At 65.8% G+C, this 20,292-nt stretch carries 22 protein-coding genes; 19 read left to right on the plus strand and 3 right to left on the minus strand.

Annotated elements, in window-relative coordinates; genetic code table 11:
• The 5 genes from flhA (at position 1) to LK535_RS07695 (ending at position 4,911) form a co-directional block, all read left to right on the plus strand.
• Entirely contained in the window at positions 1-2,100 is a 2,100-nt protein-coding gene (gene flhA / locus LK535_RS07675; RefSeq protein WP_227771317.1) for a flagellar biosynthesis protein FlhA, read from the plus strand.
• Positions 2,097-2,867: a sigma-70 family RNA polymerase sigma factor gene (locus tag LK535_RS07680; RefSeq protein WP_227771318.1), complete on the plus strand. Its 771-nt coding sequence runs from the start codon at positions 2,097-2,099 to the stop codon at positions 2,865-2,867. Before flhA ends, LK535_RS07680 begins: the two co-directional genes overlap by 4 nt.
• Positions 2,868-2,994: 127 nt before the next feature.
• Positions 2,995-3,702 carry a guanitoxin biosynthesis heme-dependent pre-guanitoxin N-hydroxylase GntA gene (gene gntA / locus LK535_RS07685; protein WP_227771319.1) on the plus strand — a complete coding sequence of 236 codons (708 nt, stop codon included), beginning with the start codon at positions 2,995-2,997 and terminating at the stop codon, positions 3,700-3,702.
• Positions 3,695-4,306 carry a DUF1989 domain-containing protein gene (locus LK535_RS07690; RefSeq protein ID WP_227771320.1) on the plus strand — a complete coding sequence of 204 codons (612 nt, stop codon included), beginning with the start codon at positions 3,695-3,697 and terminating at the stop codon, positions 4,304-4,306. The genes gntA and LK535_RS07690 overlap by 8 nt, the downstream gene beginning before the upstream one ends.
• Positions 4,307-4,425: 119 nt before the next feature.
• Positions 4,426-4,911: a DUF4142 domain-containing protein gene (locus tag LK535_RS07695; protein ID WP_227771321.1), complete on the plus strand. Its 486-nt coding sequence runs from the start codon at positions 4,426-4,428 to the stop codon at positions 4,909-4,911.
• 188 nt (positions 4,912-5,099) lie between these two features.
• On the opposite strand, the gene LK535_RS07700 is transcribed toward LK535_RS07695, so the two are convergent.
• From LK535_RS07700 to LK535_RS07710, 3 genes are all read right to left on the minus strand, one after another.
• Entirely contained in the window at positions 5,100-5,966 is an 867-nt protein-coding gene (locus LK535_RS07700; RefSeq protein ID WP_227771322.1) for a flagellin, read from the minus strand.
• A gap of 202 nt (positions 5,967-6,168) precedes the next feature.
• Entirely contained in the window at positions 6,169-7,014 is an 846-nt protein-coding gene (locus LK535_RS07705; protein WP_227771323.1) for a flagellin, read from the minus strand.
• Between the two features lie 268 nt (positions 7,015-7,282).
• A complete protein-coding gene (locus LK535_RS07710) occupies positions 7,283-8,098 on the minus strand; it encodes a flagellin (RefSeq protein ID WP_227771324.1) in 816 nt (271 codons plus the stop codon).
• Between the two features lie 274 nt (positions 8,099-8,372).
• Here LK535_RS07710 and LK535_RS07715 point away from each other — a divergent pair, with 274 nt between their 5' ends.
• The 14 genes from LK535_RS07715 to fliQ all read left to right on the plus strand — a co-directional run bounded on the left by LK535_RS07715 (position 8,373) and on the right by fliQ (position 20,262).
• On the plus strand, positions 8,373-9,653 hold the full coding sequence (locus LK535_RS07715) for a sigma-54 interaction domain-containing protein (RefSeq protein ID WP_227771325.1): 1,281 nt from the start codon (positions 8,373-8,375) through the stop codon (positions 9,651-9,653).
• Positions 9,650-10,012 carry a flagellar hook-basal body complex protein FliE gene (fliE, locus tag LK535_RS07720; RefSeq protein WP_227771326.1) on the plus strand — a complete coding sequence of 121 codons (363 nt, stop codon included), beginning with the start codon at positions 9,650-9,652 and terminating at the stop codon, positions 10,010-10,012. Before LK535_RS07715 ends, fliE begins: the two co-directional genes overlap by 4 nt.
• Position 10,013: 1 nt before the next feature.
• The gene (gene fliF, locus LK535_RS07725; protein WP_227771327.1) at positions 10,014-11,717 is read left to right on the plus strand and encodes a flagellar basal-body MS-ring/collar protein FliF; all 1,704 of its coding nucleotides are present in this window, start codon (positions 10,014-10,016) and stop codon (positions 11,715-11,717) included.
• Positions 11,714-12,724 carry a flagellar motor switch protein FliG gene (gene fliG, locus LK535_RS07730; protein WP_227771328.1) on the plus strand — a complete coding sequence of 337 codons (1,011 nt, stop codon included), beginning with the start codon at positions 11,714-11,716 and terminating at the stop codon, positions 12,722-12,724. Before fliF ends, fliG begins: the two co-directional genes overlap by 4 nt.
• Positions 12,717-13,466 carry a FliH/SctL family protein gene (locus LK535_RS07735; RefSeq protein WP_227771329.1) on the plus strand — a complete coding sequence of 250 codons (750 nt, stop codon included), beginning with the start codon at positions 12,717-12,719 and terminating at the stop codon, positions 13,464-13,466. The genes fliG and LK535_RS07735 overlap by 8 nt, the downstream gene beginning before the upstream one ends.
• Before the next feature lie 56 nt (positions 13,467-13,522).
• Positions 13,523-14,851 (plus strand): FliI/YscN family ATPase, encoded by a 1,329-nt coding sequence (locus LK535_RS07740; protein ID WP_227771330.1) that lies wholly within the window; start codon positions 13,523-13,525, stop codon positions 14,849-14,851.
• Positions 14,844-15,260 (plus strand): hypothetical protein, encoded by a 417-nt coding sequence (locus tag LK535_RS07745; RefSeq protein ID WP_227771331.1) that lies wholly within the window; start codon positions 14,844-14,846, stop codon positions 15,258-15,260. The genes LK535_RS07740 and LK535_RS07745 overlap by 8 nt, the downstream gene beginning before the upstream one ends.
• A complete protein-coding gene (locus LK535_RS07750) occupies positions 15,260-16,849 on the plus strand; it encodes a flagellar hook-length control protein FliK (protein ID WP_227771332.1) in 1,590 nt (529 codons plus the stop codon). Before LK535_RS07745 ends, LK535_RS07750 begins: the two co-directional genes overlap by 1 nt.
• A 20-nt stretch (positions 16,850-16,869) precedes the next feature.
• Complete coding sequence (fliL, locus tag LK535_RS07755; RefSeq protein ID WP_227771333.1) at positions 16,870-17,508, plus strand: flagellar basal body-associated protein FliL; 639 nt, start codon at positions 16,870-16,872, stop codon at positions 17,506-17,508.
• A 6-nt stretch (positions 17,509-17,514) separates the two neighbouring features.
• Positions 17,515-18,453, plus strand: coding sequence for a flagellar motor switch protein FliM (locus tag LK535_RS07760; RefSeq protein ID WP_227771334.1), 939 nt, complete (start codon positions 17,515-17,517; stop codon positions 18,451-18,453).
• Entirely contained in the window at positions 18,450-18,752 is a 303-nt protein-coding gene (gene fliN / locus LK535_RS07765; protein ID WP_046407812.1) for a flagellar motor switch protein FliN, read from the plus strand. Before LK535_RS07760 ends, fliN begins: the two co-directional genes overlap by 4 nt.
• 9 nt (positions 18,753-18,761) lie before the next feature.
• A complete protein-coding gene (locus LK535_RS07770; protein WP_125944174.1) occupies positions 18,762-19,031 on the plus strand; it encodes a FliO/MopB family protein in 270 nt (89 codons plus the stop codon).
• Positions 19,032-19,111: 80 nt separating this feature from the next.
• The gene (gene fliP / locus LK535_RS07775; protein ID WP_415837115.1) at positions 19,112-19,909 is read left to right on the plus strand and encodes a flagellar type III secretion system pore protein FliP; all 798 of its coding nucleotides are present in this window, start codon (positions 19,112-19,114) and stop codon (positions 19,907-19,909) included.
• An 80-nt stretch (positions 19,910-19,989) separates the two neighbouring features.
• On the plus strand, positions 19,990-20,262 hold the full coding sequence (gene fliQ, locus LK535_RS07780; RefSeq protein ID WP_046407818.1) for a flagellar biosynthesis protein FliQ: 273 nt from the start codon (positions 19,990-19,992) through the stop codon (positions 20,260-20,262).
• Positions 20,263-20,292 lie beyond the last annotated feature (30 nt).

The following is a 20,292-nucleotide window of genomic DNA, read 5'->3' on the forward strand; positions in this document are numbered from 1 at the left end:
GTGAAGCTCCTCGCCAACTCGCGCCAGGCCGCGCTGCCCGGTGCGATCCTGCTGCTGGTGCTCGTGATGGTCGTGCCGATCCCGGCCTTCCTGCTCGACATCTTCTTTGTCGCCAATATCGCGATCAGCTTGGCCGTGCTGATGGTCGCGCTGAACGCGCAAAAGCCGCTCGACTTCTCGTCCTTTCCGACGGTGCTGCTGTTCGCGACGCTGTTTCGCCTCGGCCTCAACGTCGCCTCGACGCGCGTCGTGCTGGTGCATGGGCACGAGGGCGAGGCGGCGGCCGGCCATGTCATCGAGGCGTTCGGCAGCTTCCTGATCGGCGGCGACTATATCGTCGGCATCTTCGTCTTCGCGATCCTGATGATCATCAACCTGATCGTGGTGACGAAGGGCGCAGGCCGCGTGTCCGAAGTGTCGGCGCGCTTCACGCTCGACGCATTGCCGGGCAAGCAGATGGCGATCGACGCCGATCTCAACGCCGGCCTGATGACGCCCGACGAAGCCAAGAAGCGCCGTGTCGAAGTGGCGACCGAAGCCGATTTCTACGGCTCGATGGATGGTTCGTCGAAATTCGTGAAGGGCGATGCGATCGCCGCGATCCTGATCCTGGCGGCGAACATCATCGGCGGGCTGATCCTGGGGCCGGTGAGCCACGGGCTGTCGATCGCCGAAGCGGCCAAGACCTATACGCTGCTCGCGATCGGCGATGCGCTGGTCGCGCAGCTGCCGGCGCTGATGCTGTCGATCGCCGCCGCCGCGATCGTGACGCGCGTGTCGAGCGAGAAGGACCTCGCCGGCCAGATCGGCAGCCAGTTCGGATCCCCGCGCACCTGGACGCCGGTGGCCGGCATCCTGGGGCTGCTGGGCGTCATGCCGGGCATGCCGCACCTGATCCTGCTGCCCGCCGCCGCGATTGCCGGCTTCACCGCGTGGAAGCTCCACAAGATCGCGCAGCGCCCCGCGCCGGTCGAGGAGGTCGCCGCGCCCGAGCCGGTCGACCAGTCGCGCATCGGCTGGGAGGAAGTGACCGACGGCATGATGGTCAACCTCGACATCGGCTATGGCCTCGTGCCGCTGGTCGACGAGCGCAAGGGCGCGCCGCTGATGGGCCGGATCACCGGCGTGCGGCGGCAGCTGTCGAAGGAACTCGGCTTCGTCGTGCCGCAGGTGAAGGTGCGCGACGACATCAATCTGGCGCCTTACACCTATCGCCTGCTCGTGGGCGGCGTCGTCGTCGGCGAGGACCAAGTGTCGCCGGACGAGATGCTGGCGCTGGACACCGGCACCGGCTTCGGCGAGCTGCAGGGCAAGAAGGCGAAGGATCCGACCTTCGGCCTCGACGCGACCTGGATCGCGCCGGGCGATGCCGATGCCGCCACTGGCGCGGGTTATCTGGTGGTCGACAGCGGGACGGTGATCGCAACTCACCTCAACCATGCGCTGGGCCAGAATGCCGCCGATTTGCTGGGCGCGGACGAGGTACAGGCGCTGCTCGACGGGCTGAAGGAGCGCAATCCGCAGCTCGTCGCCTCGATGGTGCCGCAGCCCTTGTCGCTCACCACGCTGACCAGCGTGCTGAAGGCGCTGCTGAACGAGGGCATCACGCTCAAGGAATTCCGCCGCATCGCCGCCGCCATCGCGGCGGTGGCGCAGCGCACGCAGGATGCCGAGGAGATCGTCGAGTTGATCCGCCCGGAGCTGGGCCCGCTGATCATCCAGAAACTGTGCGGCGTGCGCGAGCCGCTGCGCGTGATGACGCTGGAGGGTGGCCTCGAAGGGCTGCTCGGCCAGGCAATGCGGTCCGATCCGTCGCGCCGCCACGTTGTCGAGCCCGAACTCGGCCGCCGCATCGTCGATGCGCTGCAGCGCGCCGCCCAGCCGATGATCGCCGAGGCCAAGCCCTTTGCGCTCGTCGTGCAGCCCGCGATCCGCGTCGCGATCCGCAAGTTGGTCAAAACCTGTCTGCCGGATACCCCCGTCATGAGCTTCTTCGAAGTCCCCGAGGACAAGGCCGTCGAGGTCGTCGCCGTGATCGGCGCGAATGATACGCACCCGGCAATCGGCGCGGGCCAGCCGCAGATGGCGGTGGCAGCATGAGCGCGATGCCCCAGCAGGCCCAGTTCCAGCAGGCCCAGTTCCAGCAGGCCCAGCAGGTGATGCCGCTCACCTACACGCCGCGCAGCCGCGCGCGAGAAGAGGGCGCGCTGGTCCGTGAACACCTGCCGCTCGTTCGCCGGCTCGCCTGGCATGTGCATGGCAGCGTCTCCACCGCGGTCGAGGTCGAGGATCTCGTGCAGGTGGGGCTTGTCGCTCTGGTTGAAGCGGCCGGCACCTTTGAGGACCGCGGACAAGCGACGTTCAAACAATATCTCACCACGCGGGTGCGCGGGGCCATGATCGACGAGCTTCGCCGGCACGCCGCGATGACGCGCGGGGCGATCAAGCGCCGTCGCGCTTATCAGGGTGCCATCAAGGCTTTGACCCATGACCTGCGTCGGTCGCCGACCGAAAGCGAGATTGCGGGCCGATTGGAGATCAGCGTGGAAAAGCTGCGCGCTGATTATGCGACGGCGGAGGCGATGCAGTTCGATTCGCTTGACGAGGTCTATGCGGATGATCAGCCCTGGTTTGCGAGTGACGAGCCCAGCGCCTTCGAGCAACTGGCGGAAGGGCAGGTGCGCGATCGCCTGATCGCCGCGATTGCCGCGCTGCCAGAGCGAGATCAGCTGGTGATCCAGCTGTATCACGTCGAGGAGTTGAACCTGGATGAAATTGGCGCGGTGCTGGGTGTCGGTGCTGCGCGGGTCTGCCAGATCAAGAGCGCTGCGCACGCCAAGCTGAAGAAGGCGATGGCGCGCGTTTGAGCGCTGGCGGTCGGCCTTGAACGAGAGATCCTTGGTGCCCGAACCGCTGCCCTGTCGCCGCGCCGATTAACTCAGATCAACCGGAAACTCGGGAACGGACCACGCTGTCCGCGCGTAGGATCGGTCCATGCCTGCGCCTGTCACACCATTATTCCCCTGGCGCCACGAGGACCAGGACCGATTCGAGCGCCTGTTGCAGGTGCATGTTCAGGACCGGCTTTTTCCGTGCGTCGGTGCCAAGGCGGCGCTCGCCAAGGGCACGTTGAGCGTTCTGGCCTGCAACCGCATCGACAGCGGGTGGGACGATCTGCGGATTCACGACGGCCTGTTGCGCTTCGCGGCCGCTTATCGCGAGGAGCCGGCGCTTTACCGGAGCTATGCCGTCGTCTTCAACGGTCCGGAGAATTTGAGCGAGGCGGAATTCGAACGCGCGCTATGGGCGCGGATCCAATCCTTGTCGGACAAGGATGTATGGCGCGGCCAGGAATATGACGCCCGCGTCAGCCCCGATCCCGACGATGTTCACTTCTCGCTGAGCTTCGGCGGCGAGGCCTTCTTCGTCGTCGGTCTCCATCCCAACGCCAGCCGTCCGGCGCGCCGCTTCGCGAAGCCGGCGCTGGTCTTTAACCTGCACGACCAGTTCGAACGGCTGCGTGCCGATGGCCTGTACGAAAGCATGCGCGAGAAGATCCTCGTGCGTGACGAGGCGCTGGCGGGATCGCGCAACCCGATGCTGGCCCGCCACGGGGAGGCAAGCGAGGCCCGCCAATATAGCGGCCGCGTCGTGGATGACGGCTGGACCTGCCCCTTTCACTACCAAGGCCAGAATGACTGACCCCATTCGCATTCCCGAACGTAGCGGGACGGCATTTCACCTGCCCTCAGGCGCCCTGCTCGAAGTGATCGATCCCAAGGGCGTGCAGGTGGCCGATCTGCTCGCCTTCAACGCGAATGACGTCGGCGAGGCGATCTCCTCCGGGCGGACGTTCGATTACGCGGAAACCATCTATCTCACCACGGGCCACACCCTGTATTCGAACCGATCCCGGCCGATGCTGGAAATCGTCGCAGACGATGTCGGGCGACACGACTTTCTGCTTACCCCGTGCAGTTTGGATACGTTTCGCCATTTCTATCCCGACAAGCCTCTCCACCGGGGCTGTTTCGGCAACCTCGCTGCCGCCCTCGCGCCGCACGGGATTACCGAGGACATGATCCCGAGCGCGTTCAATTGCTTCATGAACGTGCCGGTCGACGGGGAAACTGGGAAGCTGCGTGTGCTGCCGCCGATCAGCAAGGCTGGCGACAGGATAGTGTTTCGCGCCGCGATGGACTTGATCATCGGCCTGACCGCTTGTTCAGCCTATGATTCCAACGGCGGCAGCTTCAAACCCATCGACTATCGCGTGCTTTCACCCGAATTGGTGGAAAGTACCTGATCTATATCAGGAATGAACACCCGCAGGGAACTCGCGCGCTCCGCCTATGTTCGGCAATCATACCCCCGGCACGGGAAGTTATTCCCGCGTTGGGGCGCGTCAAACGGAGGAGGAAGCAAGTGAAAGCACTGTCGAGTTTTGCCATCGCTGCCACGGTCATCATCGCCAGCCCGGTCGCGGCGCAGGCATTGTCGCCTTCTGACTTCGTCACCAAAGCCGGTGCGAGCGACCTTTACGAGCGCACGTCAAGCAAGCTCGTTCTGGAAACGACCAAGAACCAGAAGATCCGTCAGTTCGCTCAGATGATGATCACCGATCACACCAAGAGCACCAACGACGTGAAGATGGCCGCCAAGCAGGCCGGCGTTACCCCGCCGCCGCCCGCACTTGATGCGGACCAGTCGCGCATGGTGGCCGAGCTCCGCCAAGCGCGCGGCGAGGCGCGCGATCAGGCGTATGTGACGCAGCAGAAGGCGGCGCATCAGAAGGCGCTAGCGCTTCACCAGGGTTACGCGCAGTCCGGCACCGCCGCGCCGCTGAAGGCCGTGGCCGCCAAGACTGCACCGGTGGTCCAGCACCATCTGGAAATGCTGAACGGCATGTAATGGCGTAAGGGGCCGCCGTGAGAGCGGCCGAAGGTTCGTGATGCCGGCGCGGCGGTCGAACTCGCTTCGGCCGTCTGCCCCGTATCGCTAATCGCAAAAGAGCCCCGGCAACCGTCAGGCTGCCGGGGCTCTTTGATGTGTCGGCTCCAACCCGATGATCGGGGGCGGGGCCGGAGCCGCAGAGGCGCTTAGCCGAGGAGCTTCAGCACGCCCTGCTGCGACTGGTTCGCCTGGCTCAGCATCGCCGTCGACGCCTGGCTGAGGATCTGGGCCTTGGCGAGGTTGGTGGACTCCGCGGAGAAGTCCGCGTCCTCGATCCGGCTGCGTGCGTCGGCCAGGTTGGTCGCGTTGCTGGTCAGGTTGTTGACCGCGCTTTCCAGCCGGTTCTGCGACGCACCGAGGTTCGCACGAACGGTGGCAATCTGCTTCAGCGCAGCGTCAAAGGCGTCGAGATCCGGCACGACCGGCGCGGTGGCATCTGAATCGCCAGTCATGCCCTTTTCGGTGGCGGCCAGATCAACAACGTTGGCCAGGGCGTTGTCCGTGGTCGCCGTCAGCTTGTCGATGCTGATCTTGATGTCGTCGCCCGAATTCGCACCGGCCTGGATCGAGAATTCCTTGGCCGCGTTGCCGGTGCCGCCGGTGAACAGCGCCTCGCCGTTGAATTCGGTGTTCTTGACTACTGAGCGGATCTGGTCTGCCAGCGCGTTCTGTTCGGCGTAGATGTTCTTCTTGTCGTCTGCCGAATAGGTGCCGTTCTGCGACTGCACGGTAAGCTCGCGCATGCGCTGAAGCATGTTGCTGACCTCGTCCAGCGCGCCCTCGGCGGTCTGCGCCAGCGAGATGCCGTCATTAGCGTTGCGGATACCCTGGTTCATGCCGCGGATCTGCGAGGTCATCGAGCTGGCAATAGCGAGGCCGGCAGCATCATCCTTTGCCGAATTGATGCGCTTGCCGGTCGAGAGGCGCTCCATCGCGGTCGACAGCGCGTCCTGCGCCTTGATTGAAGCGTTGCTGGCGCGCAGCGACGAGATGTTGCTTCCGATGACGGTCATGTTTCTGGCTCCGAATAATCTGGACGGGCCGCCGCCCCCAGGCGGTTGGCCATGCCATCCGCACCAACAAACGGCCGAACGGCGCAGGACTTAAGCGGTTTTTGTTTGCGAAAAGCCCCGGCGACCTGGGGTCGCCGGGGCTGTCGTGTCGTATCGGCTCCGTTCCCCTGTGCGGGGGCGGGGCCGGAGCCGCGGTGCGGGATCAGCCGAGCAGCTTCAGCACGCCCTGCTGCGACTGGTTGGCCTGCGACAGCATGGCGGTGGACGCCTGGCTGAGGATCTGCGCCTTGGCGAGATTGGTGGACTCTGCGGAGAAATCCGCATCCTCGATCCGGCTGCGCGCATCCGACAGGTTCGTCGCGTTGCTGGTGAGGTTGTTCACCGCGCTTTCCAGACGGTTCTGCGTAGCGCCCAGGTTGGCGCGGGTCGTGGAGACGGCGGCAAGCGCCTTGTCGAACTTATTGAGATCGGTGCTGGCGAAGGCAGCCGCGGTGACGTCGATTGCGGAAGCGGTGGCGCCCGCCACGGCGATGATGTCGGCGTTGGTGGTCAGCGTATCCAGTTTCAGGTCGATGCTGTCGTCAGACGTGGCGCCGGCCTGGATCTTCACCGTTCCGGTGGTGCCCGCAGTGCCATTGAACAGCTTCTGGCCGTTGAACTCGGTGTTGGCCAGAACGTCGGTGATCTGGGTCGACAGCTGGTCCATCTCCGCCTTGATGTTCTTCTTGTCGTCGCCCGAGTAGGTGCCGTTCAACGCCTGAACGCCCAGTTCGCGCATGCGCTGGAGCATGTTGCTCACCTCGCCCAGCGCGCCTTCGGCGGTCTGCGCCATCGAAATGCCGTCATTGGCGTTGCGGATGCCCTGGTTCATGCCGCGGATCTGAGCGGTCATCGAGCTGGAGATGGCGAGGCCGGCGGCGTCGTCCTTTGCCGAGTTGATGCGCTTGCCGGTCGACAGGCGCTCCATGGCGGTCGACAGCGCGTCCTGGGCCTTGGTCGATGCGTTGCTGGCGCGCAGCGACGAGATGTTGCTTCCGATAACGGTCACTGATGTTCTCCGATAATCCGGCATCCTGCACCGCCCCCGTGGCGAAGATCCGGATACCGCCACTGCAAACGGCCGGGTTGGCGCAGGCTTTAGCAAAAAGTTGCTGGGACGCGCCGTGCGCTCGCGGCAATCGGGCGCGGCGGGCAACAATACGGAAAAAGCCCCGGCAGCCGCACGGCCACCGAGGCTTGTCCTCCGCCCGAATGATCAGGCGGCGCCGCTGGAGCCGACACCCGCAAGGAAAGCGGCGCCGGCTCCGTTCAGTGGATTAGCCAAGCAGGCGAAGCACGCCCTGCTGCGACTGATTGGCCTGCGCCAGCATCGCGGTCGACGCCTGGTTCAGGATCTGCGCCTTGGCGAGATTGGTCGATTCGGCGGAGAAGTCCGCGTCCTCGATCCGGCTGCGCGCATCGGACAGGTTGGTGGCGTTGGAGGTCATGTTGTTGACCGAGCTTTCCAGCCGGTTCTGCGTCGCGCCGAGGTCGGCACGAGCCTTGGACACTTCCTTCAGCGCGTCATCATAGGCTGCGAGGTCGGAGACGTTGTCCTTGTCGGCAAAGGTCTCGTCGGTAATGACCTTCAGCTTGGAATCGGTCGCCGCGAAGTTCGTCGACTTCAGCGTGAGCGACGTGTCCCCGGTCTGGATGTTGAAGCCGGTGGCCGCGTCCGCGTCGAACAGCTTCTTGCCGTTGAACTCGGTGTCGGTGACGACCGAGCTGATCTGCTCCTTCAGCGCCTTCTGCTCGGCGCGAATGTTGACGCGATCCTCGTCCTGATAGGTGCCGTTCTTCGACTGGACCTCAAGCTCGCGCATGCGCTGGAGCATGTTGCTCACCTCGTCCAGCGCGCCCTCGGCGGTCTGCGCCATCGAAATGCCGTCGTTGGCATTGCGGATGCCCTGGTTCATGCCCTTGATCTGCGCGGTCATCGAGCTAGCGATGGCAAGGCCGGCCGCATCGTCCTTCGCCGAGTTGATGCGCTTGCCGGACGACAGGCGCTCCATCGCCGTCGAGAGAGCCTTGTTGGCGCTGGTCGAGGCATTGGCGGCGCGCAACGCCGAGGTGTTCGAGGCGATAACGGTCATTTCGATCTCCGAGTGATTCGACGGAAACCGCAAGCCCCACTTGCGGGCGTCGATCCGTCACCACCCCAAACGGCCGGCAACCGGCAAAATTTAGCCGGAATTTGCCGGCCGCCGGCAAGTTGCTGCCTGTGCATGGAAAATCCTGAACGAAGGCGCGTCCGCATATTGCGCTGGTGCGGCAATCCACCGGCAGATTCCGGCCGGCCGGCTGCCGGTTAAACAGGCCGTTAACCACTGCACCGATATGGACTGAATCATTCGTAAGGGATCAAAGATGCGCTCGATCGTTCCATCCATAACGGTTGCTGATGCCCATGTGGCGTTGGTCTCGTCATTGCGGGCGCAAGGCTTCTCGATGACGGCGCCAACCGGTCGTCCGCACGCTGATACGGCGTGGCTGGTGGCAGAAGGGGAGGCATCGCCCGTTCCGTCGCGGACGGTGGTGCTGGCCCGTGGGGAGCGCAGGGTGGTGCCGTTTCGCGACGGTGCGCCCGCTCGTCTCACGTTTGATCATGCGGATTCCGTAGTCGGGAACGCCTTTGTTCGCGCACTGGCCGGCGGGCCCGAGCTGCCGACCGCCGCCGATCCCGAAAGCCTCGCCTTGTTCGCGCTCGCCGAGCGGGTGGCAGAGGCCGATATCACCGTGCTCATCAACGGCCCGACCGGCACCGGCAAGGAAGTGCTGGCCCGCGCGATCCATCGCAATTCGGCGCGGCGTGAGGGACCGTTCATTGCCATCAATTGCGCAGCGCTGCCGGAAACCATGCTGGAGGCAATGCTGTTCGGCCATGTGAAGGGCAGCTTCACCGGTGCGTCTGCCGCAGGCGACGGCTTCTTCCGCGCCGCCAATGGCGGAACCATCGTGCTTGATGAAGTGGCCGAAATGCCGCTGCCGCTGCAGGCCAAGCTGCTGCGCGTTCTTCAGGAGCGCGAAGTGGTGCCAATCGGCGCGACGCATCCGGTACCGATCGACGTGCGCGTGGTGGCCTGTGCCAACCGCGATCTTCAGGAAGAGGTTGCTGCCGGACGCTTCCGCTCGGACCTTTACTATCGCCTTTCGGTCTTTCCGCTGACCACGCGCGCGCTGGCTGACCGCGCACAGGATGTGCCGGCGCTCGCTGCCACCATGATCCTGCGTCACGCCGGTTCTCGCGCAGTCGTGCCGTGGCCCTCGCATGAGGCGATTGCCAAGCTCAGCGGTCACGACTGGCCGGGCAATGTGCGTGAGCTGGAGAATGTGATTCAGCGCGCGCTGCTGTTCTGTGGCGGGGATACGATCGAGGCCGAGCACATCGTCTTCGACCGGGCTGCCGCGCCGCGCCTGCCAGTGTTCGCCAACGAGCCTGCCGCGCCCGGTTCGGCGACCCTGGGATCGGTCGTACAGCTCTCAGAATTTGCCGCCATTCGCGAGACTTTGAAGGCGTGCGGCGGAAATCGTATCGAAACTGCCCGCCGCCTCGGCATTTCGGAACGAACCTTGCGTTACCGTCTCGCGAAGGCGCGCGAGCAGGGTGAAGAGATCGCTGCGCCGCATGATCGGAGACTGACGGCATGAGCGGTGTTGGAGGTGTAGGCGGGATCGACCGGGTGATGGCGCTGCGTGCCCAGATCCTGGAACGTAACGCTGCGCTGAGCCGGGCGAACGCGACGGTGGCTGCGGCAGACACGGCGCCCGCGTCGGGTGCGCAGCAGGCGGGCAGCTTCGCCGCAACGATGGAAACGGCGCTTCAGTCGGTCAACAACCAGTCGCAGAAAGCGTCGGCCCTGTCCGAAGCGTACGAACGCGGCGAAACGGTGGATATCGCCAAGGTGATGCTCGCCCGCCAGGAAGCCTCCGTCGGCTTCGAAGCGACGCTGCAAGTCCGCAACAAGATCCTGTCCGCGTACAAGGACATCATGAGCATGCCGGTCTGATATGGCTAATGCACTCGCCCCTTCGAACGCCGTGATCCCTGAACGCTTCGCCAATCCGCTGAAGCAGATCCAGGGTGTCTTCGCGCAGCCTGCGGTCCGCAAGGCGGGCCCGATGGCGCTGATGGTCAGCCTCATCGGCGCCTCCGCCCTCGCATGGTCGGCATTGTCCACGCCGCCGCAGAAGATGCTCTATTCGGGCCTGCCCGATGCCGACAAGGCGGCCGTCACCCAGGCGCTGTCCGCCGCCAGCATCGACAGCCAGATCGATGACGCGACCGATGCCGTGACGGTGAACGAAGAGGATTATTCCCGCGCCCGCCTGCTGCTCGCCGGCCAGGGCCTGCCGAAGGCGGCGCCGGGTGGTTATGCGATCCTCGATCAGCTGCCGATGGGCGTCAGCCGCGCCGTGGAAGGCGAGCGACTGCGCCAGGCACGCGAGACCGAGCTCGCACGATCGATCCAGGAGATCGACGTCGTCACCGAGGCGCGCGTGCACCTGGCTATGCCGGAATCGAGCGTGTTCGTGCGCGACAATGCGCAGCCAAGCGCCTCCGTTGTGGTGAAGCTGCAGGGTGGCCGTGCGCTGAGCGAAGCGCAGGTGCAGTCGATCATCAATCTCGTTGCGTCGTCCGTGCCGGGCATGAAGCCGGAAGCGGTAACGATCGTCGACCAGATGGGTGGGCTCCTTTCCAAGCCGGGCGGCGCCGGGCAGAGCGGCACAGAGCAGCGCATTGCCCTGCAACAGCAGGTCGAGGAAAAGTATCGCACGCAGCTGATCCAGCTGCTGACGCCGCTCGTCGGGGCCGGCAACTTCACGGCCGAGGTTCAGGCCGACGTCAACATGGACGAAACGTCCGCAACGCGCGAAAGCTACGACAAGGAAGGCGCGCTGCGTGCCGAAACCGGCAATTGGACCGGCAACCAGGCGCAGGACGGACAAGCGCCCGGCGGCATCCCCGGTGCGCTCAGCAACACGCCGCCGCCCGCCGCCGCGCTTCAGCAGCCGCAGGCCGCGACCGGCGCCAATGGGCAGGCTGCGCAGGCCGGTCAGCCGGTCGCCGGCGGCCCCGCGCCGAACCCGAACAAGCAGTCGGACCAGTTCGCCCGCTCCTACGATCTTGGCCGCGAAGTCTCCGTTACGCGTGCAGCGCCGGGCGGCGTCAAGCGCCTGTCCGTCGCCGTGCTGCTGCGCGAGCCGGAGAAGGGCAAGCGCACCGCGATGGAGATCAACCAGATCACCGAGCTGGTCCGCTCTGCCGTTGGTTATGATCAGGCCCGCAACGATCAGGTGACGGTAATCAGCCGCAAGTTCGCCGGCGAGGCGGATGCGGCAAATGACGGTCCTGCCTGGTACGACAACAGCTGGATGCCGGTCATCGCCCGCAACCTGACTGCGGTGATTATCGCGCTGCTGGTGCTGCTGCTCGGCGTCCGTCCGCTGGCCAAGGCGCTGATGAAGAAAAAGGAAGAGGCGGAGGCCCCGGGCCGCTCGGCGCTTGGCTTTGCCGCGGATGGCACCGCCGCGGGCGAGGAGGGCGAGGCCGCTCGCGCTGAGATCGCCGTCGCCCCGCCGGTGACACTCGACGAGATCGAGGCGAGCCGCAATTACGATGAGCGCATCGGCAAGGTGCGTGGCTTCACCCGCGACAATCCGGCGCGCGCTGCGCTGGCGGTGCGCGACATGATGAAGGCGACCGCGCAGTGAGCGAAGTCGCGCTTCGCACCTTCACCGGCACCGAGCGTGCCGCGGTGCTGATGATGCTGGTGGGCGAGGAGGAAGCCGCGGCGATCCTCCAGAAGCTGGAGCCCGACGAGGTGCGCGAGCTGGGCCGTGCTATGTACACCGTTGCCGACGTCAGCGAAGCCGACGTCGAAGGCGTACTCGACGATTTCGTCGGCCGCGCGCGCGAGCGGACCGGCATTACCTTCGACCCCAAGCCCAAGATCGAGGCGGTGATGCACCGCGCGCTTGGGCAGGAAAAGGCCGAGAGCGTGCTTGCCCGCATTACCCCGCCGGAAGCGGCGTGCGAGATCGAGCTGCTCGATTGGCTGGACGCGACCGACATCGCGGCGATGATCGAAAAGGAGCATCCGCAGGTCTGCGCGCTGCTGATCGCCAACCTCGATCCCGCAGTCGGCGCGCAGGTGCTGGAACTGCTGCCCGATGCGGCGCAGCCCGAAATCCTGCATCGTATCGCGAAGCTGGGTCCGATCACGCCGGAAGCGGTCGAGACGCTGAAGACCATGATCGGCAGCCGCGCCGTGAGCGCCGCGCAGGGCACGCAGGTGAAGCTGGGCGGTACGCGCGAGGCGGCGAAGATCCTGCAGGGCGCGCGCAAGGCGACCGAGCAGCGGGTGATGCCCAAGCTGTTCAAGCTGGACAAGGAAACCGCGCGGGCGATCGAGGAGGCGATGTTCGTCTTCGACAACCTGCTCGACATGGACGACAAGAACCTGGGCACGCTGATCCGCAACATCGACAGCGATATCCTGACCCGCGCGCTGAAGGGCGTGGACGAGGCGGCGCGCAATCGCTTCCTCGGCTGCATGTCCGCTCGCGCCGCGGACGGCATCCGCGACGAGATGGAAGCGCGCGGCCCGATGCGCCTGTCCGAGGTGCTCGATGCGCAGAAGGCGATCATCGCCATCGCCCGCACGCTCGCCAAGGACGGCACGATCATGATGGGTGGGGGCGAAGACGATTATGTCTGAGGCAGCCATGTCGGGGGCAGCGGCCAATGTGTTCGTCGCCGGCTTCGCGCCGCGCCAGGACGATGCGGCGGTTCGCCTGCAGCGGGTCTTTGCCGAACGGCCTGCCGGCTTTGCACCCGGCGATCTGATCGCGCGGATCGAGGAGGCGTTTTCTGCCTCATCGCAGCCGCACGGCATGCCGGTGCCAGAGCCCGAAGCAGCGGCACAGCCGCCCGCGATGGATCCAGTCGCTGCCGCCATGGCCGAAGTGCCGGCGATCGACCCTCTGGTCGAAGCTCATCAGGCCGGCTTCGACGCGGGCTATGCCGCTGCGCGCGCGGAATATGAGGCATCGGCCGCTCGCGACCTCGCGCTGATCGAGGGGATTGCCGCCGCGCTGAAATCCGACGAGCGGATCGATCGGGAACGGATTGCGCGGCAGCTTCGCCAGACGGTGCTGCATCTCGTCGGCGGGCTCATCGGCCAGACCGGCATTGCCGGCGATCTCCTCGCCGGGCGGGTCGAGGCGGCCGCCGAGCTGCTCGCCGATCAGGCGGAAAGCGCTATCCTGCGCGTGAACCCGGAGGATGTCGGCCTGCTCCATGGCCGCCTGCCGGACACGATCTTTGCCGTCGGCGATGCAACACTGGCTCGTGGCTCCTTCGTGCTGGAGGCTGCCTCCACCATCGTCGAGGATGGGCCGGACCTCTGGCTGGAACAGCTCACCAGCGCGCTCGACAAGGTCGCTGTTCCCGCTCTCTGACCATCGCATCGTCGGGGGCGATTGCGCCCACCGTCGCTGGTTATCCAGGATCGTAGATGCTCAACCGTTTCACCGCCGATTACCTTGAATCGCTGGGCAACGCCGATTTTCGTCCGGCGCCCAAGGTCGCTGGTCGGCTCGCCTCTTATGATGGCCTGTTGATGGAGGCGGTCGGCCTGACGCTGCCGGTCGGCACGATATGCCGGATCGGTGATGCGCGCGTGGGCGTGGAGGCGGAGGTGATCGGCTTTCGCAACGGCCGCACCTTGCTGATGAACCTCGGCGGACCCGCCGCGCTGCTGCCGCAGATGCCAGTCCGCCCGACCGGGGCGCCGGGCGAGGCGGAAGTTGGCGAGGCACTGCTCGGCCGCGTCGTTGATGGTGCCGGCAATCCGATTGACGGCCTCGGCCCCATTCGCGGCGCCGGTCGGTGGCCGCTCGCCGGCAAGCTCCAGTCCCCGCTCGATCGTGGCCGCGTGCTGGAGCCGCTGGACGTGGGCGTGCGCGCGATCAACGGGCTCCTCACTATCGGCAAGGGCCAGCGCGTCGGTATCATGGCGGGCTCGGGCGTCGGAAAGTCGGTGCTGCTCGGCATGATGGTGCGTGCGGCCAAGGCCGACGTGATCGTCATCGGCCTGATCGGTGAGCGTAGCCGCGAAGTTGCCGACTTCCTTGAAACCAAGGTGGCGGGCGAGGCGCGCAAGCGCTCCGTCGTGGTTGCCGTTCCGGCCAATCACTCGCCGGTGCTGCGCATCCGCGGCGCGCTGCGCGCGACCGCCATTGCCGAGGCGTTTCGTGACGAGGGCAAGAACGTGCTGCTCATCATGGATTCGCTCACCCGCGTGGCGCACGCCGGGCGCGAGATCGGCCTGGCGCTCGGCGAGCCGGCATCGGCGCGCGGCTATCCGCCGTCGGCCATCGCGATGCTGCCCAATCTGATCGAGCGTGCGGGCACCGACGTGAACACCGGCGGCGCGATCACCGCCATCTACACCGTGCTGGCGGATGGTGACGACGGCAATGATCCGGTGGTCGATTCTGCCCGCTCGATCCTGGACGGCCATATCGTGCTGAGCCGCGCGCTCGCCGAACATGCCGTTTATCCCGCGATCGACGTATCCAAATCGGTTAGCCGCGTGATGACGGACATTGCGGTTAAGCCGCACGTCCAGGCCGCGCGCGTGCTGCGTCGCCATCTCGCGACCTACGAAGAAAATCGCGATCTGGTGCTGATGGGCGCCTATCGCGCTGGCGCGGATCCCGCGATTGATGCCGCCATCGCTTACCATCCCGCCGTCATGGAGTTCATCCGCCAGGATGCCGACGCCAGCGTCTCGCTCGATGATGCGGTGGCGGAGCTGACCGGCGTGTTCGGCGATGGATAACAAGAAGCTCCAGCGCGTCCACCGCGTCCGCACGCTGCAACTGGGCCTTGCCCGTGCGGCGGAAATACGTGCGCAGGAGCAGGTCGCCAGCGAAACCGCCCTGTCGCAGCGGATCGCCCAGCTCGCTTCCGCCGTGGCGCCGGGGCAGGGAAGTGGCGCCGCCGTCTCCTTCGCCGCCATGGCGCATTATCGCGAAAAGCTTCACCGCAACGCCGAAGTGGTCGAGAACCGCGTGCGCAACGCGGCGGTGGAGGCAGAGCGAGCGGCAGAGGTGACCCGCTCGGCAAAGCGCGATCAGACGGCGGTCGAAAAGCTGATCGCCCGCGGCGAGGCAGAGGCGGCGCTGCGCGCCATCCGCGCGCTGCAAGATGCGCCGCCGACACGAAAGATCCGGCACGATCCTTGCTGATGGATTCGTCGGATTTACGCGACGAGACAACCATCACCGCTATGCTGCCGATCCCGTTCCTGTCTCCTAGTCCGGCCATGCCCGGGGCACCGGGCGCCTTGCCTGCCGCGGCGCCGGCGGGTCTGGACTTCTCCGCGCTGCTGCCCGGCTTCACAGTGCCGACCCTTCCTCGGCAGCGTGACGGCGAAGGCGGCAACATCTTGCCGGCAGTGCCCGGCAAGGATGAGGAAGCCGGCAATGACGCCTCGGCCGCGATCTGGATCGCTCCGCCCACCTGGCTGATTTCTTGCCCGCCGCCAGCCAGTATCGGCGCCGGGGAGGACGCCCCCGCGCTGCCCGCCAGCGGACCGGTGCGATCTGCCGATGTGCCGCTCTCCCCGGGGCAACTCACCGCTTTGCCCGTCCACGCGCCGGGGGCGGAGCAGGTCACCGCATATCACACGCTGGCCGATCCCGGCGCGGCAGTGATTGCAGTGCCGGGTACGGCGCATCCCCTGTTTGCTGCAACGCCGCTTCCGACGTCGCCCGGATCGGCCGTGCCTGACGTGCTCGCCGCCGCAGTCACGTCAGTCGAGTCCTTCGCCGTCCCGTTACAAGCCCGTAATGCGTCGACCGCGGGAACGCAGGATCTAGCGGCGCCGCCGACCGTGAATCCCGCCGCTGCCCCGCCTGGTCAGCCCCACGCCGGGGAAGCAATCATGTCTGCCCCCGGGCAGGGCCGCTCCCCGGTTTCCGAAACGGACGGTGCCTTCGTCACGCCATCAAACCCGGGACTGAGCGCGCCCACGGTGCAGCAGGGATCACCAGCACCGCTCCAGAAGGTTCCGGCCGAACAGGTCCGGCTTGACCAAGAACCTGCGGCCTCCATGCCGGCGCCGGTCTTGGAAGACCGTGTCTTCGTCGGCTCTGCCCGCAGCGAGCCGCAACGGATCGAAAACGCCAGCAACGGTGCGTCTCCGCTAGCGTCGCGGCCCCAGCTTCCCGCAGGCGCCACGTCCCGAATTTTTCCGCGAACGCAAGCGGGGCAGGTCGCTCCAGCCGCACAGATGTTCGCTGCTGCCATTCATCGCGCCGTGCGTGACGATCGGGCGGCAGACCAGGGGGAATTGCTGATCGCGCCGAGTGCCGCGCCCACGACCGACCTCGCACCCCATCCTGTCGCCGCTATCGAAGGCGGCCGCCACGCTGCGCTTGATATGTTTCGCGATACGTGGCCGGCGAAGATGATCGAGCGCATTGAGATGATCCGCGACGCCATGGATGCGGTGGATACCAGCATCCGCCTGGTGCCCGACAAGCTCGGCACCATCGACGTGTCATTGCGGCGCGACGGGGATACGGTCGCGGTGCAATTCCATGCGCAGCAGGCCGAGACTCGCCAGTTGCTGGCCGATGCGCAACCGAAACTGGCCGAACTCGCCGAGGCGCGGGGCCTGAAGCTCACCGCACAGGCCGGCCAGGGTGACGGGCAATCGCAGCACTCCCACCAACAGCAGCGCGCGCCGTCGCCGGCGCCGCTCTCCCCCAACCGGCCGGGCCGCATCGCATCCGATGATGATGCCGCGCTCGCCGACGAACGAATCGCGTGACTGGCAAAAGGCGTTGAGCAGTGAGTGACAAGGATAAGGGCGCGACCGAATCGGCGCCGAATAAGAAGGGCAAGCTGGCCAAGATCCTGGTGATCGCGGGTGGCACCATCGTGCTCATCGGCGGCGGCGTCGGCGCCGGCCTCTATGCCGCAGGTTCTGGCATCATCGGCGGTTCGAGCGCTCATGCGGAGGACGAAAGCAAGCCGAAGCTGGTGCCCAAGAGTGATCAGAAGCGGGCCGAAGAAGGTGGCGGATCAGGGGGCGGCCACGGCGGCGACGCCGGCGGCGGCGGGTCGGGCCATGAAGGCAAGCCGACGCCGGAGGGGACTGGCGGCGAGCGCTATGCGTCCAATTATTTCGCGCTGGAAAAGGAGTTTACGGCGAACCTTCAGGATTCCGTCCACTTCATCCAGGTGGGTGTGGCGGTCTCCACGCCCTATGACGACACCGTCATCCAGAACATCAAGACAAACGATATCGCGATCCGCTCTGCGATCCTGATGGCGCTGGGCGACACCACGGAAGACCAGGTCTTTTCCTCGCAGGGCAAGGCCGCGCTCGCAAAGCGGCTGACGGCCGCCATCAACAACACGCTTGAACAGAAAGAAGGCTTTGGCGGCGTCAGTAACGTCTACTTTACCAATTTTGTTGTTCAGTGACCTCACATGGTTAACGCCAAGCCAAATCTTCCTCGCGAGCGGCGAGAGCGCCCCCGCCCGCAGGCCGTCCAGACGGGCGGCCTCGGGCAGGCGAAGCTCAATCCGTTCGGCGACCTGCACACGTTGCAGCACCTTTCCGCGCGGCTCGCGCGGGGACTGCGCGGCGTGTTCGAGCCGCTGTTGCGTCAGGAAGTGCGGGCTTGGGCCGAACCGCTCGCGGTTCAGCGATTTGCTGATTACCGGGCCGAACGTCCCGACCAACTGACGGCGTGGCTGCCGCTCGGCATGGATGACCGGCCGGCGTTGCTGGTTCTGGACGGCAAGTTCGTGCTTGAACTGCTCGACTTCTTCTTCGGCGGCACTGGCGCTGCGCCTGCGGAAATGCCGGCGGAATTCTCGCCCGCGGCCGAGGCGATGGTGGCACGCCTGGGGCAGATGATCGCCGTGCCGCTCACGGCCGCCTGGGAGCCTCTCGCCCGCGTCAACTTCACTGTCGGCCGGTGCGAGGCGAATGCCTCGATGCTCTCCAGCTTCGACGGCGACGACGCGATGATCGTCACCCGGTTTGGCATTGCGCCCGGGGGCGCGAAGCCGTCGTTTATCGATCTGGTCTATCCGGTGACGGCGCTAAAGCCGCACGGCACGGCGCTGACCGGCAAGGTCGTGGCGAAGGCGGCGGCGGAAGACGCCTTGTGGCAGACCGCGCTCACCCGCGCGGCGATGAACATCCGCTTTCCGGTGCGCTCGGTTCTCGCCGAGCCGACGATCCGCCTGTCCAAGCTGATGGCGCTTCAGCCCGGTGACGTGATCCCGATCAGCTTCGGTCAGGACGTGCCGGTGATGGTGGGCAACGACCGCCTTGGCACCGGCACCGTGGGCACGTCGAACGGCCATGCCGCGATCAAACTGACCTCGCTCGCTTCTCTCGAAGGATTGACCCAGTGAACGACATGAGCGGCGGCTTCCCGCCAAAGGACATGGGCGATGGCGCCCTCGCCGCGAATTTCCGCCTGCTGCAGGACGTCGACGTCAAGCTGACGGTGGAGATCGGCTCCACGCAGCTGACGCTGCGCGAGCTGCTGGCGCTGGGTGAATCGAGCGTGATCGAGCTGGATCGCCAAGCCAATGAGCTGCTCGACGTGTTCGTCAACGGCACGCTGATCGGCCGCGGCGAAGTGGTGACGGTGGGCGACCGCTTCGGCGTGCGGATGACCGAGCTCGTCAATCCCGACAAGCGCGGCTGACCATCTGCGATGATGTGGTCCTATATCCTGAAGCTGATCGTGCTGTTGCCGCTCGTCTGCGGCCTGATGATCGGCTGCCTGTATCTGTGGCGGCGGCTGGAAAGCCGGATGCCGGGTCGCACCGACACGCGGCTCATCAACGTCAAGGAGACGATGATGATCTCGCCGGGTCTGCGGCTCGCCGTTGTGGAATTTGAAGGCAAAAGGCTGCTGGTATCCGTTGGGCGCGGCGGGGTGACGCTGGTCGATCGTGCTGACGCGCCGAGGACCTTTTCGTGAGCGTCACCCGCGTCGGCAACGGCCCGGCCCTGTTTCGCAATGCCGAGCACAACCGCCCGGCTGAATTCTCGTGGGGCAAGGTGCTGCTGATCGCCTTCGCCTTCTTGGTGGCAGTCCTCGTCGCCATGCCAGCCTTCGCGCAGGTCGCGCCGATTGCGCCCGCGGCGCCGGCGCCGTCCGCACCAGGGGCAGGGGACGCGTTCGATCGCGCGCTGGGGCAGCTTGGCGGTGGACCGAACGGCTCGGGCTCGATGTCGCTGTCGTTGCAGGTCCTCATCATCATGGGCCTGCTCAGCATTCTGCCAGGCATCCTGCTGATGATGACCAGCTTCACCCGGATCATCATCGTGCTGTCGATCCTGCGCCAAGCGATGGGCCTGCAGCAGACGCCGCCCAATCAGGTGCTGATCGGCCTCAGCCTGTTCCTGTCGCTGTTCGTGATGGCGCCCGTCATCAGCCAGATCAACACCACCGCGATCCAGCCCTATGCCGCCGGGCAGATGGGCGGCACCGACCTGATCAAGACCGCCGGCGCACCGCTCCACGCCTTTATGGTGAAGCAGACGCGGGTGAAGGACGTAACGATGTTCGCCGAGATGGCGAAGTCGGGCCCGTATGCGACGCCCAACGACATTCCCTATTCGGTACTGCTGCCGGCGTTTGTGACCAGCGAACTGAAAACCGCGTTCCAGATCGGCTTCCTGATCTTCCTGCCGTTTTTGGTGATCGATCTGGTCGTCGCGACCGTGCTGATGGCGCTCGGCATGGCGATGCTCAGCCCGACGATCATCTCCTTGCCGTTCAAGCTGCTGTTGTTCGTGCTGGTCGATGGCTGGGCGCTGACCATGGGTAGCCTCGCCAACAGTTTCGCCGCGTAGCGCGGCGCCGGGCGGCGGGGGTTCCTCAAGCCTCCCCGCCATCGGACGCAAGATGCAGGCGAGAGAGACCGGAGTTCAGCATGGTAGACGCAGATTATTTCCTCACCGTGGCGAACCAGACGCTCTGGGTGCTCGCGCTCGCCGCTGCCCCGATCCTGATTCCGGCGCTCGTTTCCGGCCTGATCCTCGGCATGATCCAGGCGGCCACCTCGATCCAGGAACAGACGCTGAGCTTCGTACCCAAGCTGATCGTGGTCGGCCTGTCGCTGGTGATTTTCGGTGCGATGATCCTCGGCCTGCTCAGCGATTTCACCGTCTCGATCTTCGAACGTATCCCCGATCTGGTCCGCTAGGCTGGTGCTGGCGTCCACTGTCCTCGATCG

The sequence above is a fragment of the Sphingomonas sp. IC4-52 genome, from assembly GCF_020707225.1.
In the GTDB taxonomy this organism is placed as follows: Bacteria; Pseudomonadota; Alphaproteobacteria; order Sphingomonadales; family Sphingomonadaceae; genus Sphingomonas.

What these genes read in the sequence shown, in the direction of transcription:
- fliE (WP_227771326.1), top strand. Translation starts at nt 9,650, where the DNA reads ATGAGCGGTGTTGGAGGTGTAGGCGGGATCGACCGGGTGATGGCGCTG.
- LK535_RS07710 (WP_227771324.1), bottom strand. Translation starts at nt 8,098, where the DNA reads ATGACCGTTATCGCCTCGAACACCTCGGCGTTGCGCGCCGCCAATGCC.
- LK535_RS07690 (WP_227771320.1), top strand. Translation starts at nt 3,695, where the DNA reads ATGACTGACCCCATTCGCATTCCCGAACGTAGCGGGACGGCATTTCAC.
- LK535_RS07745 (WP_227771331.1), top strand. Translation starts at nt 14,844, where the DNA reads ATGGATAACAAGAAGCTCCAGCGCGTCCACCGCGTCCGCACGCTGCAA.
- gntA (WP_227771319.1), top strand. Translation starts at nt 2,995, where the DNA reads ATGCCTGCGCCTGTCACACCATTATTCCCCTGGCGCCACGAGGACCAG.
- LK535_RS07680 (WP_227771318.1), top strand. Translation starts at nt 2,097, where the DNA reads ATGAGCGCGATGCCCCAGCAGGCCCAGTTCCAGCAGGCCCAGTTCCAG.
- LK535_RS07740 (WP_227771330.1), top strand. Translation starts at nt 13,523, where the DNA reads ATGCTCAACCGTTTCACCGCCGATTACCTTGAATCGCTGGGCAACGCC.
- LK535_RS07700 (WP_227771322.1), bottom strand. Translation starts at nt 5,966, where the DNA reads ATGACCGTCATCGGAAGCAACATCTCGTCGCTGCGCGCCAGCAACGCT.
- LK535_RS07715 (WP_227771325.1), top strand. Translation starts at nt 8,373, where the DNA reads ATGCGCTCGATCGTTCCATCCATAACGGTTGCTGATGCCCATGTGGCG.
- LK535_RS07770 (WP_125944174.1), top strand. Translation starts at nt 18,762, where the DNA reads ATGATGTGGTCCTATATCCTGAAGCTGATCGTGCTGTTGCCGCTCGTC.
- LK535_RS07760 (WP_227771334.1), top strand. Translation starts at nt 17,515, where the DNA reads ATGGTTAACGCCAAGCCAAATCTTCCTCGCGAGCGGCGAGAGCGCCCC.
- LK535_RS07750 (WP_227771332.1), top strand. Translation starts at nt 15,260, where the DNA reads ATGGATTCGTCGGATTTACGCGACGAGACAACCATCACCGCTATGCTG.
- LK535_RS07735 (WP_227771329.1), top strand. Translation starts at nt 12,717, where the DNA reads ATGTCTGAGGCAGCCATGTCGGGGGCAGCGGCCAATGTGTTCGTCGCC.
- fliQ (WP_046407818.1), top strand. Translation starts at nt 19,990, where the DNA reads ATGGTAGACGCAGATTATTTCCTCACCGTGGCGAACCAGACGCTCTGG.
- fliF (WP_227771327.1), top strand. Translation starts at nt 10,014, where the DNA reads ATGGCTAATGCACTCGCCCCTTCGAACGCCGTGATCCCTGAACGCTTC.